This window comes from Actinomadura chibensis NBRC 106107 (assembly GCF_001552135.1).
In the GTDB taxonomy this organism is placed as follows: Bacteria; Actinomycetota; Actinomycetes; order Streptosporangiales; family Streptosporangiaceae; genus Spirillospora; species Spirillospora chibensis.
Window position 1 is genome coordinate 26,073 of the sequence record NZ_BCQP01000071.1, and the last position, 15,503, is coordinate 41,575.

Sequence of the window (15,503 nt, forward strand, 5' to 3'; positions counted from 1 at the left end):
TCAGTGGTAGGCGGCGACGGCGGTGAAGTAAATGCTCAGGGTCGTGGCGGCCGCGCCCGCTCCGGTGAGGACGGCGTGGGCGGCTCCGGCTCCGGCGTGACGAGCGGTCAGGCCGGCCGAGACACCGATGTTGAGTGAGATCGAGACGGCAAGCAGCAGCGACAGAACCTGGACGGTGGTCATCGGGTGCGCTCCTCAGCGAACTGGTGGAATCGTCCGGGTTCCAGCGTCGGGATACTGAGCAGCGGCCGTTTCAGTCGCGACGAACGCGCGGCCGCCCCCGGCGATTGCCCGAGATCGGGAGGCATGGCCGGATGGGCGGCGCGAAGATTGTGCGATGAGCGGCGACGAGAGACGTAGGCCGGTACGGCGTCAGCGGCTGATTCCACGCCCTCGGACGCCGCCGGGGCCGCTGAAAGAGTTGAAGGACCTGCTGTACCGGCTCTACCTGCGGGCCGATGCGCCGACCTTGGACGAGATCGCCGCCAAGGTCGCGGCCGACGACCATCTGGCCGCCGCACCCGGGCGGGACACGATCCACCGCATCCTCGCCGAAGCGACGCCGCCGCCGTCGCAGGCCGACACCATCGCGGTCGCGAGCGTGCTGGCTCACCTGGCCCGCTGGGACGTCCGAGACGCCGCCGACCGCGCCCGCGACCTCTGGGTGGAGGCGCAGTCCACCGAGCCGCTCGGCACGCCGATGGAGGAAGTGGCCGACCCGTTCGCATGGGATGTGCATCGTCCGATCGAGATCGACGCGGCGGACGGGCTGCCGATCCTTCCCACCTATGTCCGGCGCGCGCATGACGACCAGATCGCTGCTTTGGTCGAGCGAGCCCTCGGCGGGGAAAGTGTGATGGCGGTGCTCGTGGCGGGTTCTTCGGCGGGGAAGACCCGGGCCTGCTGGGAGGCGCTGAAACCGCTGCGCGCGGCGGGCGGATGGCGGCTGTGGCATCCGTCCACGCCGACCCGCCTCGAAGCGGCCGTGTCGGCGCTCGACCGGGTCGGGCCGCGCACGGTGATCTGGCTCAACGAAACACAGGAGTACCTGGGCGGCGCCGACGACGCAGCGGAGCGGATCGCCGCCCAACTGCGGTCTCTGCTGATCGATCGGACACGCGCCCCGATCCTCGTGCTGGGCACCCTGTGGCCCGATCACCACGCGGCGATCACTCGACGACAGAGCGCCCAGGTGGCTCAGGTGCTGGACGGCACGGTGATCGAAGTACCCGAGACCTTCACCGGCGCGGACCTGGACGCCCTCAGAAGAACCACCGCGACCGACGCTCGGCTCGCCCAAGCGGCCCAACACGCCGAGAGCGGCCATGTCTGCCAGTATCTGGCCGGCGGTCCCGCCCTGATCGAGCGCTTCCGAACGGCGCCGGCCGCCGCCAAGGCGGTCATCCTCACCGCGATGGACGCCCGGCGACTGGGCCATCGCGGCGCCATACCGCACGCTCTGCTTGAACATGCCGCCCCGGCATATCTGCCCGATGACCAATGGAATCGGTTAGAGGAAGACTGGCTAGAGCAGGCGCTCGCCTACACTTCCCGCCCTTGTAAAGGAGCGCCGGGGCCGGTTACTCGAATCCGCCCCCGCCCCGACGCGCTGAAACCTGCCGCCAGTGAAGGGGAGCCGGTTTACCGGCTGGCCGATTACCTCGACCAGGACAGCCGCCGCCGGCGTGCCGGGGACATCCCACCGGCCGGTTTCTGGACCGCCGTCGCGGCTTACGCCGACCCAGCCGATCTGAAGACGCTCGGCGACGCGGCCTGGGCACGCGGCCTCTACCGCGACGCGATCCGACTGCACAAGAATGCCGTGGTTCACGGCAACACAGACGCGGCGTGTGCTCTCGTCGCCCACCTGCACACGATTCACCCTGCGGATCGCCGCCCCGCGGAGTGGGTGGTCACCCATTCGGCTTGTAGCGACCCCCTCGGGGTGCGGGAACTGTTGCGAACGCTAGAGAGGGTGGGGGCGGGCGAGCAGTTCAGTGTCCTTGCTGGGCGCGCCGCCACCCACGTTTCTCTCGACAAACCGCTTTACGTGGTGTGGCTGTTGAAGGAACTGGAGAGAATGGGGATGGGGGAGCCATGCAGGGTCCTCGGTAGGCGCGCCGCCGCCGGAATCACCCTGAACGACCCGGACGAGGTGGCGGAGTTGTTGGCGGTGCTGAAGAAGGCGGGCGCCACCGAGCAGATCGCCGTGCTGCTGGGCCGCAATCCGGCCGCTCAGGCCGCCATCGACCTCCCGCCCAACTACTACCACTTCGCCTCCCCATTTCATGTCGCACGTATGCTGATCAGTCTGGAAGAGGTGGGATCGACCGAGCAGATCACTATCCTCGCCGAACGGGTCGCTGCCGATGTCGCTTTGGACAACCCGTACAACGTGGCCCAGTTGTTAATGGCGCTTCAAACAGTGGATGCGGAAGAGCAGATCGCCGTCCTGCTGGGCCGCGATCCGGCCGCTCGCGTGACTCCTGACTTCCCGCGCGGTGTAGCGCTGCTTCTGGATGTGCTGGAGCGGCTCGGAGCCGCTGACCAGGTCGCCGCGCTTGCCGCACGCGCCGACGTCACTCACGAAGTATATCTTCCTAATTCCGGCAACGTCATTTCGCTGCTAGATGAGCTGCGCAGGCAGAAAACGAATGATCAGATCGCGGTCCTGCTGGTCCATGACCTCGTCGTCCACTCGGATCTCCACGAGCCGAGGCACGTGGCGTGGCTGCTGCGCAAGCTGCAGTTGATAGGGGCGGCCGAGGAGATCGCGGTCCTGTTGGCTCGTGATCCGGCGGGTCAGGTGGCTCTTGATGCCCCGGACGATGTCGCGTTGCTGCTGGACGCGTTGGGGCGGGAAGGCGCGGCCGAGCAGATCGCGGTTCTGCTGGCTCGTGATCCGGCGGGTCAGGTGGCTCTTGATGCCCCGGACGATGTCGCGTTCCTGCTGGACGCGTTAGGGCAACAAGGGGCGACCGAGCAGATCGCGGTTCTGCTGGCTCGCGATCCGGCTGCTCACGTCGCCGTCGACCAACCGTATTCCATGGCACGGCTTTTGAAGTCGCTGCAATCGACTGGGGCGACCGAGCAAGTCAGCGCTCTCGCCGCGCGCGCCGCCGTCGGCGTCCCCCTCGAGGACTGGTACAGCGTTGAGGAGCTGTTGGCGGTGCTGAGGGAGGTGGGGGAGTGGAAACATGCTGACGCCCTTGCCGGACGCGTCGCCGTCAGTGTCCCCGTGAATGACCCATTCTACGTGGCGAGGTTTTTGGAGGTGCTAGAGAAAGCGGGGGCGGAAGAGCAGATCGCAGTTCTGTTGGCTCGTGGACCGGCTGCTAACGCCACCCTTGATCAACCAGGTGGCGTGGCATGGCTGTTGGAAATGCTGGAGAGGGTGGGGGCGACCGACCAATTCACCGCCCTCGCTCGACGCGTCGCCGCTCACGCCACCCTCGATTCGCCAGGTGCCGTGGCGCGACTGTTGGAGGTCCTGCGAAAGGCCGGTGCCACCGAACACGTCTCCGTCCTGACCGGACGGTTGCCTGCCGCTGGGCTGTTCGAACTCTTCCTGGAAGTCGGTGATCATCGCAAACGTTTCAGGTTCGGATATGAACCCGATTCAAGCGCTCCTGCCGCTCCCTGGGAGTGGAGCGAACTGGAATGATCTGCATGCTGAACGCAGCCTGACCTGGAAGTCCGTTTTGCCGGGCGGGAGCACCGGAAGTTCAGCCGGTCGGGGTGGCCCAGTTGAGTTCGTAGCCCGACCGCTGGAGCGCCATCGCCGTTTCCTGCATGTCGTCCTCGCGTAGTTCGCGCCACGTCCGCAGGAGTCGGTTGATCGCCTCGGGAAGCGGCCCGTCGTGGAAACGCTGCGGAGTCTCCCACCGGAGGCTGACGGTGGGCACGCCGTTCACGACCTGTCCGGTCGGGACGGCTTCGAAGGGGTGCCTGTGCAGAGTGTGCCGGTCGAACTGCGCGTCGAGCAGCACCAGCGCCCTGGACCCCGGATCCGTCACCTGATTCAGCGCGGTCAACAGATCGAGGTCCTCCCACAAGATCATTAGCCGGGTCATCTTCAGCACCGACGGCAACGTTCCCAGGTCGCCTATCGCGGTGACGGCGTCCTGACCGCGGTAGAACATTCGGCAGATCACGAACCCGATGTACGAGTGCTCCATGTCCTCTGCGAGCATATGGACTTGGGGACGGGGGATCGCGCCGGTGCTGTGCAGCTCCGCTTTGCTCGCCTCGATCAGTACGCGCGGCAGTTCTGAAGTGATGTCGGGCACGGGCTTGATTCTTCCTGCGATTCCCCCAGCGTGTCAGTCGAACGCAGATTGATTCAGATGCCGATGTGGATATGGCTCGCCCAAAGGGAGGGCCGTAGCGGATGCCTTCGGCGCATGGCGCTCAGGGCGTCGCGGAGTGCGGCGGGCGCGCGGCGCGGGTCCGGGTGGCCACGGGTGAGCTCGGTGTAGAAGAATTCGGCGATCGCGGCGGCCGCGGCGTCGTCCACGGCCCAGAGGGTGCCGATGACCTGCGGGTATCCGGCCAGGTGGAAGGCGGACGCGATGTGGATGACCTCGTCGGCCAGACCCGTCGTCGAGACCGCGGTATCGCAGGCGGAGAGATAGGCCAGCGCGGCCGAGTCGAGGCGCAGGCGGGAGATCGCGGCGGCGGTCAGCGGACGCCGCTCATGGTCGTGGAGTTGGAGGTGGCCGTCGGACGGGCTGGCGGCGGTGACGGCATGGCAGGCGAAATGCGCCCACGCGCTGTTCTGGAGCGCGGCGGTGACGGCCTCGCCGGTGGCTTCCGGCCCGATGAGGACGCGCGGGCCCGGTGCCCGTTCGGCGACGAGGGTCGCTTCGCGGAGGGCCCCGGGAATGGCCGGAGCGTTGGGCGTGTCCGGCATGCCGACGACGAGCGTCCGCGTGGACGGCCTGCCGCCGGACGCCGTCCGGGCATGGGCCAGCGCGCGAATGGACGGCGAATAGGAGCAGACCGCTCGGGCGAGCATGGACTCACCGGCCGCTTCGTCACCGGCCGCGTGCAAGGGCAGAAAGCCGAGCAGACCCGTGGGGATCCACCACATCCGCTGATCGGGTGCGGGATCGGCGATGTCCAGGACGGGAACGCAGATGTTCTCCCACGCCCACGACAAGGTCTCCGAAAGGACCCGCTCTCCCCGTTCGCGGGCGTCGCGATACGGGGACCGGCAATCGGTCGCCAGCGCGGTCAGGAAACGGTTCACCTGCCCGCCTACGGCGGCCGGAGTGAGCTGCGGCAATGACCGCACCCGGAGACCGCTTCCGGTGAGAATCAGCGCGTCGCTGCGGTAGGCGCTGACGTTGACGACGGCGATGGGGCCCTGACCGGCCTGGACGAGGAGTTCCGCGGCCCTGGGAGGCAGCAGGAAACGGTCCATGCCCGGCAGCGCGCGGACGGCGGCGATGACCGTCTCCAGTTCTCCGGCCAGTTCCCGGCGGCCGTCCGGCTTTTCGCCGTCGTCGTTCTCCAACTGGGTGCTGAGCCATTCGAACCGGTCCGCCAAGTGCGGGGCCCGGTCCCGTAGCGCGGACATGTCGGTTCGGATGTCCAGCGCCTGCGCCATCAAGACGGTCCGGCCGAGTTCGAGCAGTTCCAGCGCCCGCTCCGGAGAATTCGTCTCCAGCGCCAGCGCGGCGGCGTCGCTCGCCAGACCTCCATACCGGCCGAGCCAGTGTTCGGAGTCGTGGCGGTGGAGGCTCCGCGCGGCGAGCAGCGGCAGCAGCCCGACCGCGGTGGCGTAGCCGTCGAGGGCGAGTTCGGTCCGGCCCGCGGCGGCCGCGATGTCGCCCCAGCGGCGGGCGGCGTCCACGCGGCCCCGCACCGACGACGTCGGGGCCGCCGCCGTCCGGAACAGCTCGATCGCCTCGGACAGCGCGGCATCGTCGCCGAGACCCTCGTGACGTGTTCGCTGTATCTCCGCCAGGGTCCGCAGGAAGGTACCGCGTCGCGGGTCGTCGTCGGCGACGGAGTCCAGCGCGTCGCGGACCAGCCCCGCGGCCTCTTCCAACTGGGCGGAGTCGGCCGGGTGGGAGCTTGTGGCGTGAAGGACCTCGCCCAGGGCGGACGACACCGCCGGGCGTTGCGGGTGCGTCGCGGGAGCCCCGGCGAGCGCCTCCCGCAGGAGTGCCTGCGCCGCGTCCAGCTCGGCCGCGTCCGAGGTCAGCGCGTGGCGCATCTGGTGGATCAGGCCGAGGTTCGCCAGATGGTTGATCCGGACGGGGTGCCCGGCCGGGACGTCCTCCACGGCGTCCCGCGCCACGGCGAACGCCTCGTCGAGCGCGGCCGCGTCGCCGGTGCGGTCGAACAGGGCGCGCAGCGTCCCGGAGAGGTTCAGCTGGTAGAGGGTGCGGTCCGCGTGGTCGCGGGGCGCCACCGCCAGGGCGCGGCGCTCCGTCCGGGCGGCCTCGCGCAGCGATTCCAGTTCGCCCGTCCGCCGGTAGCGGGCCTCCAGCGCCCGTCCGAGGTTGGTCAGCCTGGCGGCGAGCATCCAGCCGGACGAGGTCGTGTGCGCGGTCGCCGACCGGCCCAGCTCGATGGCCTCGTCGAGGACCGCGAGGTCGCCGGTCCGGCCGTACTCGCTGTGCAGCATGACGCCCATGGACATGGCGACGACCTCGCGCCGCGGATCGAGGACGTCGAGCGCCTCGAACGCCCGGCGGGACGCCGACAGGGCCGCGGCCAGGCTCGCGGGGTCCCCGTCGGCGAGGAACGACGCGTGCAGCGCCCAGGCGAGGTTGGCGAGGCAGGTCCCGTGGTTCGGGTCGCCGTCCGGGATCACGTCCACGGCCCGGCGCCCGACGGTGATCGCCTCGCTCAGCGCGGCGGGCTCGCCGGTCTGCTCGTACCAGGTCCGCAGCGCCGTGCCCAGCGCGTTGAGCCGCTTGGCCGGCATCCCGCCGTCGGGGAACGGCGCGGCCTCACGGGCCGCGCGCACCGCGTCCCGCACATCGTCGAGGTCGCCGTTGTTCTCGTAGCGCAGTTGCAGCACCAGGCTGAAGTCGATCAAATACGATCCGCGCCGCGGGTCGTGCTCCGGCATCGCCGCCAATGCCTCGCGCAATGCGCGGCACGCGCGTTCGACCGCTTCGGGTTCGCCCGAGGCGAGCGCCGCGCCGACCAAACGGTGGACGTTCTCGGAACCGGACGGAGGATCGCTGCGGGCGGCCGGGACGTAGGTGTAACCGCCTTCTTCGAGTTCTTCCACGGTGGCCGCGAAGTCGTCCGGGAGGAAGTCCCGCCAGATGTCGAGCACTTCGATGATCAGCCCCGGCAGTGCGGGACGTTCCTCGGTACGCGGCTCGCCCCACCGAATGTCGGGCGAAGAACCCGATCCGGTTGTGATCTCGAACGGATACCGGGTCAGGCGGTAGTCGTCGAGCGCGGCGTCGAGGAACATCAACGCGCGCCCTTCCACCAGGTGCGGCGCGTCGAGCGAGATCAGCAGTTCGGCCTGCTCCCACACGACCAGGACCCGGCTCGCGGGAAGGGCGGACGGCGGGTAGCCGAGCCCGCGCACGGCCCATGCGGCGTCATCGCCCCGATCGAACTCCCGGGCCACCACGCAGCCCGCATAGGAGAAATCGGAATTCCCGGTGAACATGTGCACTTGGGGCCGCGGGACGCTCGCGCTCTCGTGCAGGCTCGTCCGGACGGCCATCAAGACGGACTCGTGAACGGTGGTTACCGTCTCGGATAAGTTCATCGAATCGCGCTACCCCGCGTTACCGACGCCCGCCGCCGTCACCGCTGTCGCGGCCGTCGTCGCGCTCGACGGCGGACAATGCCTGGACGATCCGTTCGATGTCGCGAGCCGAATAGTTCTCCGCCTCGGCCAGCCCGGTCTCGTCGACCTGAATGCGCTTTCCCTTGTGGCGGTCGATGAACTTCCGCACCGCCACCCCTGCGGCGGCCCAGGCCGCGGCGTTCCCGGCCGTGGCGACCACGGTCGTGAGCACCTCGGTGCCGGCGCCGCGGACCTGCCGCGCGTCCGGGATGGCGGAGACACCCTCGTCCGCCAGCAGCGACAGCAGTTCTTCCGCGTTGGAGGAGGTGACGACGAACTCCACCGTTCCGGGCCCGTCACCCCGCTGCCAAACGAGAACCAGGTCGTGCGCGTCACCGTCCGCGTTTCCAGCCACCCGACCCCCTTGTGATCACCCGGATAACAGCCGATCCTAGCGCTCGGAGCGATGTCCGCAAAAGCATTCCATTGACCGTGCGCATGTGGTAAACCTGTCGCGGCCGTGCCTCGCCGAGAGGATCTGGGGAACCCATGCCGGAGGAAATGCCAACGGTCGCGGAGATCGCGGCCAGGTTACTCGATCCGTCTTTTTCGCCGCAGGCTTTCACACCGCGGGACGCCGACTCGGGTGCTCGGGCCAACTCGATATGGCACGGCTCGGATGAAGCGCTGAAGAAAGTGGGCCTGCGCCAGGGGACGGCGATCCGCACGCGTGACCTGACGGCGGTGCTGAGCGGCCGCCACGTGCGCACCGGCGCGCCCGCCCTGCCCGCCGGCGAGGTCTTCGACCTCACCTTCAAGGCCCCGAACTCCCTGTCGTTCCTGTGGAGCCAGCTCGCGCCGGGCCCGCGCGCGGACATCGAGGACGCCCTGCTGGACTGCTCGGCCCTCATGCTCACCCGGCTCACCGCCGACCATCCGGTGATCGACGGCGTTCGACCGGCGCGCTCGCTCGTCGCGTCGCTGGTGCTCCACGCCGTCGGCACATTGTCGGCGGCGAACGGGAAAATCCCTCCGATGCTCCACGTCCATTGCTGCCTGTTCGCCGTCCTGGACGACACCGGAACTCTGACCCAGCCGCACGAAGCGACGCTGTACAACGAGAACACCCTCGCTCAGTGCGACGCCATCGGCGAAGGGACACTCGCCCGAAGAATGGCGGACCTCGGATACCCGATCGTCCGCACGACCGGCGACGCCGAACACTCCTTCGAAATAGCCGGAGTCCCTCAAGAACTGCTGGACGACCACGAGTTCTGGCGGAACACCGGCTGCGCGGTCGCCTAACTCGACCAGGTGGAGGCGGTCTTAGGCGAATGCGTCGACGAGTGCGAAGGCGATGATTCCGACCACGAAGACGGCCTGGCCGATGAAAGACCTCAGGATCAGACGCTGCGGCACGTTCGGCTCGTCCATGAACAGTGTCGAGAGGAGGAGTCCGGGCCGCCCCGTACCGCACAGGACGGCCCAGGCGAGCAGCGCCGCGGCGGACCAGAGCGTCTTCTCAGCAGACCAGCCGTACCATTTGAGTTTGATGAGCAATAGCAGCGGCGCCGCCGCCCACATCATGACGGCCGCACCGGTGCCGCCGGGGCCGAGCAGTTTGTGGTCCCGCACCGTGAGCGCGATGACGAGCCCGAGGGCCGAGAGTGCGGCGATCAGTGCCATGCTGCCTCCAGTCACCGGAGATCATACATCGCTCATGAAGACGCCACCATTCCCAGTGCGGTGCCGGACCATTGAATCTTCGTTCCCCAATACGATTGGAACAGCTTTCCGCGTCCGGCCCCTTGCGCGGCCTTCTGGAATGCGCCGACCGCGCCTCCGTGATTCAGTACGACCCGACCGTATCCGTAGGCGCGTCGGATCTTTGACGGCGACGACGTGTACTTGTACATCTTCCCGAGTCTTCCGAAGGTCCTTATCGCGCTGAGACCGGTTCCGCCGGTGACGAGTCCGATCGCGGTCGACCCGAACTGTTTCGCCGCCATCTCCCAGTCACCTGACCGCATCCGGCCGGTCAGCCCCACCCCTCAAACCGCACGGGCACCGAAGCGCGCCAACCCGGTGGCGCTCGTATCCGCAGTCACTCTGAGCACTCCGTCCTCTGGCGTTCGCTGCCTTAGCGCGCCCAGAAGAGTGGATGCGGTGAATTCCGAGCCCATTGTTTCCAGGGCGTTATCGTCGGGCCGTCCGGTGATCTCTGGATCTGCGCCGCGTTCGCGACCTAGGCGACGACTCGGAGGAATTCAGGTCCCCTGAACTGGTTGAAGGGTTTGTAGGTGGGGGAGCGGTCGTCGTCCGCCAGCCGCAGCCCGGGATAGCGGGCCGCCAGCAGTTCGAGCGAGATTTCGAGTTCGAGCCTCGCCAGCGGGGCGCCGATGCAGTTATGGATCCCGTGGCCGAACCCCAGATGCTTTTTCGCGTTCGCCCGGTCGAGTTGGAGTTCCTTCGGAGCCGGGAACTGGTCGGCGTCGTGGTTGGCCGAGGCGTAGAACAAGAAGAGCCGATCTCCCGCGGCGAAAGTGATCCCGCCCACGGTCGCCTCCCGCGTGGCGGTACGAAAGAGCCCGAAAACGGAGGTGTCGAACCGCAGCCCCTCGGCGACGACCTGGTCGACCGCGACTTCTCCGCGCACAAGCGCGGCCCAGCGCGAAGGCTCTTCGAGAAGCGCGCCGACGATATTGGTGATGGCGTTCCCGGTGGTCTCCCACCCCGCCGAGACGAGGCCCAGAGCCTGCATGGCGATCTCGTCCGCGTTGAGGACGCTGCCGTCCGGGTCTCCGGTGACCATCAGCGAGATGAGATCGTCCCGCGGATGGGCCCGCCGCGCCTCGACCAGCTCGCGCAGGTACGCGACCGCCTCGGCGAAGCCCCGGCCGTGGTCGATCAGCTCCTCCTCGGTCAGCCCCGCCGTTCCGGCGAACAGGACCGTCTCATCAGCGATCCACCGCAGAAGCTTCTCGTTCTCGTCGAGGGGGAAGCCGGTCACCTGCGTGATGACCTCCAGCGGGACGACCGAGGAGAACTCGGCGACCAGGTCGAACGCCCCGGACCTGGGGAGCCGGTCGACGTTCTTCGCGATGATCCGTCTGATCGACGGCTCGAACCGGGCGATGGTGCCCGGCTTGAACCCGTCGTGCACGAGCCGTCGCACCGCCGTATGCCGCGGCGGATCGCCGATCGTGATCACCGTGTTGTCGAACAGGAAATCGGCGGCCCACTGCGCTTCATCCGGCAACCCGACGGGCTTGGGAAATGCGTCGCTGGAGGAGAACGTCTTCCAATCGGACGCGATCCGCTTGACGTCGTCGTATCGAGTGACGCACCAGGCCTGCAGCGGCTCGGAAAAGAAGATCGGCTCCCGTTCACGGGCCTGCTCGAAATACCTGTAGGCGGACCCGACATGCGGGCCGAACGGATTGAAGGATCGCAGATCAAGCACGTCGCCGATGACCTCCTCCGCCGGAGCAGCCACTCGAACGCACGCTATCACCCGGCTAGGCGTCCTTCACGTTCCGGCAGGCGACACTGGCCATTAGGCAAGGCCAATCCTTTTCGGACTACCGAATGCAAGATAAAAAACCCATTCCGCTGGTCGTCGACCACGACGGCCTCCGCCAGCGCGCGCCTGACCGCACTCATATCGGGGGCCAAGAATCGCTCACATGATCGTCCCGCCGCCGAAAGAAGACGAGTCGTACCCGGGCCCTGGGGCGTACGCGTTTCAGTACACAGAGTGTCTGATCATGTGCGTAGGGTAATCTCTTTGCTGGTGGGTTGGAGTCGGACTGCTCGGAGACGTCGCGCCGATCAGTTGAGGACGCGAAACCTCTGAGGGGACGATGTGGGACGCTCTCGATGGTCGGCTTGTCGCCGCCGCCGCGCCGCGGCCGCGCTGGTACCCGCACTCGCGCTCGCGATCGTGTACCCCGCCGCGGCCGCCGCTTCCGAGCGGGCAGCCCCGCCCCGCACCGGGGCCGACCTCGACGACGTGCTCGGCGACGGCTGGCGGCGGTCCGGCGACCGGGCGTGGGTGACCATCGGCGACGGCGACGGCTTCCACGTGCTGGTAGCCGACGCGCGCGACGGCTACACGTGGCGGACCGCGGCCACGCTGTCCGAGCCGGGTTTCGAGACCGATCGCTGGATCGGCAACGCGTGCGTCACCGGTTCGGGGGAGAGGGCGGTCGTCGTGTACGCGCCGCGAACCTTCACCAACCACGCCCGCCTGGCGACCAGGGGCGCTTTCACCGCGGTGGTGGACCTTGACTCAGGCGCGGTGACGAAGCTGCCGGTGCGGACGAGCCTCGCGCACTTCAACCCGGGTTGCGGCACTGGCGAGACCACGGTCCTCACCCAAGAGGGCGGCGAGGACCTCGGCCGCACCCGGCTCCTGGAGTTGGACGCGGCCAGGGCGACCACCGGCAGGCCGATCGAGGTGGCCGGCCAGCTGACCTCGCCGGTGCCGACCGGCGACGGCATCGTGGCCGCCGACCGCGGGATGCTCGTGACCGTCGCCCGCGACGGCACGCGCAGGTTCCTGGCCAAAGCGTCGTCGGTGCCGCACCGGGTGCGCGCCGACGCCGACGGCGGCGTGGTGTTCCTTGACCACGATGGGGAACGCGCGGCAGCGCGGCGGGTGCACGACGGCAAGGTCACCCTGTTGGCGACCGGCGCGCTCACCGGGCTGGGAATCACCACCGCGGCGGACGGCCGGGTGTTCATCACCGGCTCTGTCGACCGGCTCGTGCCGCTGCCACCGGCGGTAGCGCGACACGCGGTGGACAAGGACGCGGTCGTGTCCACCCGTGGGCGGGTGGTGGTTCCGGAGCCGGAGCAGGCGGCCGCTCTGCCCGGCCCGGCGCGAGCCCACCCGGTGCGTCTTTCCGTAAAGGTCCTGCGCACCGGCCGGAGCCTTCGGGACACCGTGGACCCGCGGATGTCCGTAGCGCCCAGGGCGGCGAGCGGTCGGGAGCCGTCCCCGGGACTCGCGGCGCCCGGCACGGCCCGTGTGGCGGCGGGGTCGCCGTCCGATCCGGTCGAGGCCGAGCGGACGTGTTCCATCGCGCGCAACGACCCGCGTACGCAGGTGTACCAGCCGACACCGCGCCAGGTGGAGTGGGCCGCGAACTACGCCGTACACGGCGAACTGCCCGCGCAGCGATCGATGTTCCCGTTGGAGCCGCTCAAGGGCGGAGGCAGGGTGCCCGCGCAGGTGCTGCTCGGCATGCTCGCCCAGGAGTCCAACCTGTGGCAGGCGAGCCCCGCGGTGATGGCGGGCCAAACCGGCAACCCGTTGATCGGCAACTACTACGGCAGGCAGATCTACGACAACGACAAGAACAACGACTGGGACGTCCGCTGGGACAAGGCCGACTGCGGGTACGGCATGACACAGATGACCGACGGCATGCGGATGGTCGGGCGGACCAAGCCCGGGGAGGTCGCGTTGCCTCCCGCGAAGCAGTTCGCCATCGCCACCGACTACGAGGCGAACATGGCCGCCGGACTGCAGTTGCTGCACCGCAAGTGGAACGAGTTGTCCGACGCGGGCGTGACCGCCAACGGCGCGAACCCGAACCGGATCGAGAGCTGGTTCTACGCGGCCTGGGCTTACAACTCGGGCTTCCACGCGTTCGACAAACGATTCGAGGAGGACAACAACGGCGCGTGGGGACTCGGGTGGCTCAACAATCCGGCGAACCCGCACTACGCCGCCGACCGGTTGCCTTTCGGCAAGGAGCCGTGGAGCCTCGCTCACCCGCAGTTCTGGTCGTACCCGGAGAAGGTCATGGGGTTCGCGGCCTATCCCGTGGGTGGCTTCGAGGCGCCCAACAAGCCGGTGCCGGGTTTCCGTGCCGCCGTGTGGCTGAGCGACAGCGCGCGCAACTTCGTCCAGCCCGCCGCCAAGTTCTTCTGCCGTGCGGATCCGCCGTCGGCGAACAACGACTGCCGATGGGGCACCAAGGTCACCCCGAACGCGCCGGACGTCATCGGGCAGCCGGCGGGGCCGTGCCACCATGTCGATCCAGCAGGCCGCTACGACCTGAAATGCTGGGTGCACTTTCCGGTCGGCAAGAACGCGAACGGCATCGGGGAGTGGAAGGACTGCCGGGCGCAGGTCAACAATCAGTGCGGACGCGAGCTGCTCCGGTTCTACCCGAAGTACGGACGGCAACCGAACGGCACAAGCTACCGCCCCCGGTGCGGCGTGGGCACGGACGCGGGACTGCCCGAAGGCGCCCTGGTCGTCGACGACATCCCCGGGGACGTCCCGCCCGCCAGCGTGTCCCATTGCCCACGGGAGAACGCGGGCACCTTCGCCCTCGATTTCGCCCGCGGAAAGGACGGCACCTTTCCAGCCAAGGTGGACTTCCACCAGATCGGCGGCGGGTACGGGGCGCACTTCTGGTTCGCCCACACCTGGACCGGTGGACCAGCCGACCGGCTGCGGGTCACCGGCACCTGGCGGCTGAACCAGCCGCTGCACGGCTGGGCCCGCGTGCTGGTGCACATGCCCGACCACGGCGCGCACACCCAGCAGGCCACCTACCGCGTCGACCGCGGCAACGGCGACGTGCGCAAGCGGGTGCTGCTGCAACGCACCGAGGAGCACAGTTGGGTCCCGCTCGGCGTGTTCCAGTTCGCCGGCACACCGAGCGTGTCGCTGGACAACCTCACCGCCGACAACGCCAAGTACCGCACCAACGGCGACGAGGACATCGCCTGGGACGCGATCGCATTCCAGCCCCTTGCCGCCAAGCCGGCGCACCAGATCGTGTCGCTCGGCGACTCTTACGCCTCCGGCGAGGGCTCGGGCGGAGCCAAGGGCGAGCGGTTCTTCCGGGAGTCCGACAACAACGGGGGGAACCGGCACGAGAACTCCTGCCACCGCTCCAAGGACGGATGGCCGTTGCTGGGCAGGCTGAGCCGGTTCGGAGACCTTCCGATCAGGACGATGGCCGAACTGCCTGCGGTCAATATGGACTTCCACTTCCTCGCGTGCTCCGGAGCGACGACGGCCAACGTCCTGCCGAGCGAGAACGGCGTGACCGCGCCGGGCATGAACCGTGAAGTTTCGCAGATGGACCGAGGATTCCTGGACGAGAACACGACGCTTGTCTCGCTCGCTCTCGGCGGCAACGACGCGAACTTCTCCGGGGTGATCGCGAACTGCCTGCTGAACGTGCAGATGCCGTGCTTCGACAGCGTGATGGAGGGCGACACCGAACCACTCCGCACCGCGCTGCCGAAGCGGTTGCGCGACGTCATGCGCCCATCGCTGGTGAACGTCCTCAGGCACATCGAGCGGCTCGCGCCGAATGCCAAGATCGTGCTCGTCGGGTATTCCCCGATGTTCGAGCCCGACTCGGACTGCCACACCGGGATCTCCAAGGCGGAGACGAACTGGCTGAACGACATGGCCGTAGTGATGCGGCAAAACCAGCAAGCGGCGGTCGACGCCGCGAACGAGCAGGGCGAACGGGTGTTCTTCGCGGACCCGACGAGCAATTTCAACGGTAGGCGGATCTGCAGCGCCTCACCGGCCATCAACACGCTGATCTTCAGAAAGACTCCCGGCGATCCGCCCTCTCCCCTCAAACCGTCCAACCAGTCGTTCCACCCGGGCGTGGAAGGCGTGCGGCTCCTCGCGGACGCGTACTCGGCCAAGCTCCGTGAGTTGGGACTGTAGTGAACGTGGCCGGAGAAC

General features: G+C 68.4%; 9 protein-coding genes. 3 read left to right on the forward strand and 6 right to left on the reverse strand.

The window, feature by feature from the left end; translation table 11 throughout:
- On the reverse strand, positions 1 to 183 hold the full coding sequence (locus ACH01S_RS35795) for a hypothetical protein (protein WP_067902733.1): 183 nt from the start codon (positions 181 to 183) through the stop codon (positions 1 to 3).
- A 154-nt stretch (positions 184 to 337) separates the two neighbouring features.
- Between ACH01S_RS35795 and ACH01S_RS35800 the strand changes: the two genes are divergently transcribed.
- Entirely contained in the window at positions 338 to 3,664 is a 3,327-nt protein-coding gene (locus ACH01S_RS35800; protein ID WP_148344460.1) for a hypothetical protein, read from the forward strand.
- Positions 3,665 to 3,725: 61 nt separating this feature from the next.
- Here the strand turns inward: ACH01S_RS35800 and ACH01S_RS35805 are convergent, their stop codons facing one another.
- The 3 genes from ACH01S_RS35805 to ACH01S_RS35815 are packed head-to-tail and all read right to left on the reverse strand — an operon-like array spanning position 3,726 to position 8,114.
- Complete coding sequence (locus ACH01S_RS35805) at positions 3,726 to 4,289, reverse strand: hypothetical protein (protein ID WP_067902739.1); 564 nt, start codon at positions 4,287 to 4,289, stop codon at positions 3,726 to 3,728.
- A gap of 53 nt (positions 4,290 to 4,342) precedes the next feature.
- The gene (locus tag ACH01S_RS35810; RefSeq protein WP_148344461.1) at positions 4,343 to 7,750 is read right to left on the reverse strand and encodes a CHAT domain-containing protein; all 3,408 of its coding nucleotides are present in this window, start codon (positions 7,748 to 7,750) and stop codon (positions 4,343 to 4,345) included.
- 19 nt (positions 7,751 to 7,769) lie between these two features.
- Positions 7,770 to 8,114, reverse strand: coding sequence for a hypothetical protein (locus ACH01S_RS35815; RefSeq protein WP_067902743.1), 345 nt, complete (start codon positions 8,112 to 8,114; stop codon positions 7,770 to 7,772).
- Positions 8,115 to 8,332: 218 nt separating this feature from the next.
- Between ACH01S_RS35815 and ACH01S_RS35820 the strand changes: the two genes are divergently transcribed.
- Positions 8,333 to 9,076 (forward strand): relaxase domain-containing protein, encoded by a 744-nt coding sequence (locus tag ACH01S_RS35820; RefSeq protein WP_255220374.1) that lies wholly within the window; start codon positions 8,333 to 8,335, stop codon positions 9,074 to 9,076.
- 21 nt (positions 9,077 to 9,097) lie between these two features.
- Here the strand turns inward: ACH01S_RS35820 and ACH01S_RS35825 are convergent, their stop codons facing one another.
- Both ACH01S_RS35825 and ACH01S_RS35830 read right to left on the reverse strand, forming a co-directional pair.
- Positions 9,098 to 9,457, reverse strand: coding sequence for a hypothetical protein (locus tag ACH01S_RS35825; RefSeq protein WP_067902749.1), 360 nt, complete (start codon positions 9,455 to 9,457; stop codon positions 9,098 to 9,100).
- A gap of 559 nt (positions 9,458 to 10,016) precedes the next feature.
- Complete coding sequence (locus ACH01S_RS35830) at positions 10,017 to 11,267, reverse strand: cytochrome P450 (protein ID WP_067902752.1); 1,251 nt, start codon at positions 11,265 to 11,267, stop codon at positions 10,017 to 10,019.
- Between the two features lie 369 nt (positions 11,268 to 11,636).
- Here ACH01S_RS35830 and ACH01S_RS35835 point away from each other — a divergent pair, with 369 nt between their 5' ends.
- A complete protein-coding gene (locus ACH01S_RS35835; protein WP_148344462.1) occupies positions 11,637 to 15,485 on the forward strand; it encodes an SGNH/GDSL hydrolase family protein in 3,849 nt (1,282 codons plus the stop codon).
- The last annotated feature ends 18 nt before the right edge of the window (positions 15,486 to 15,503 follow it).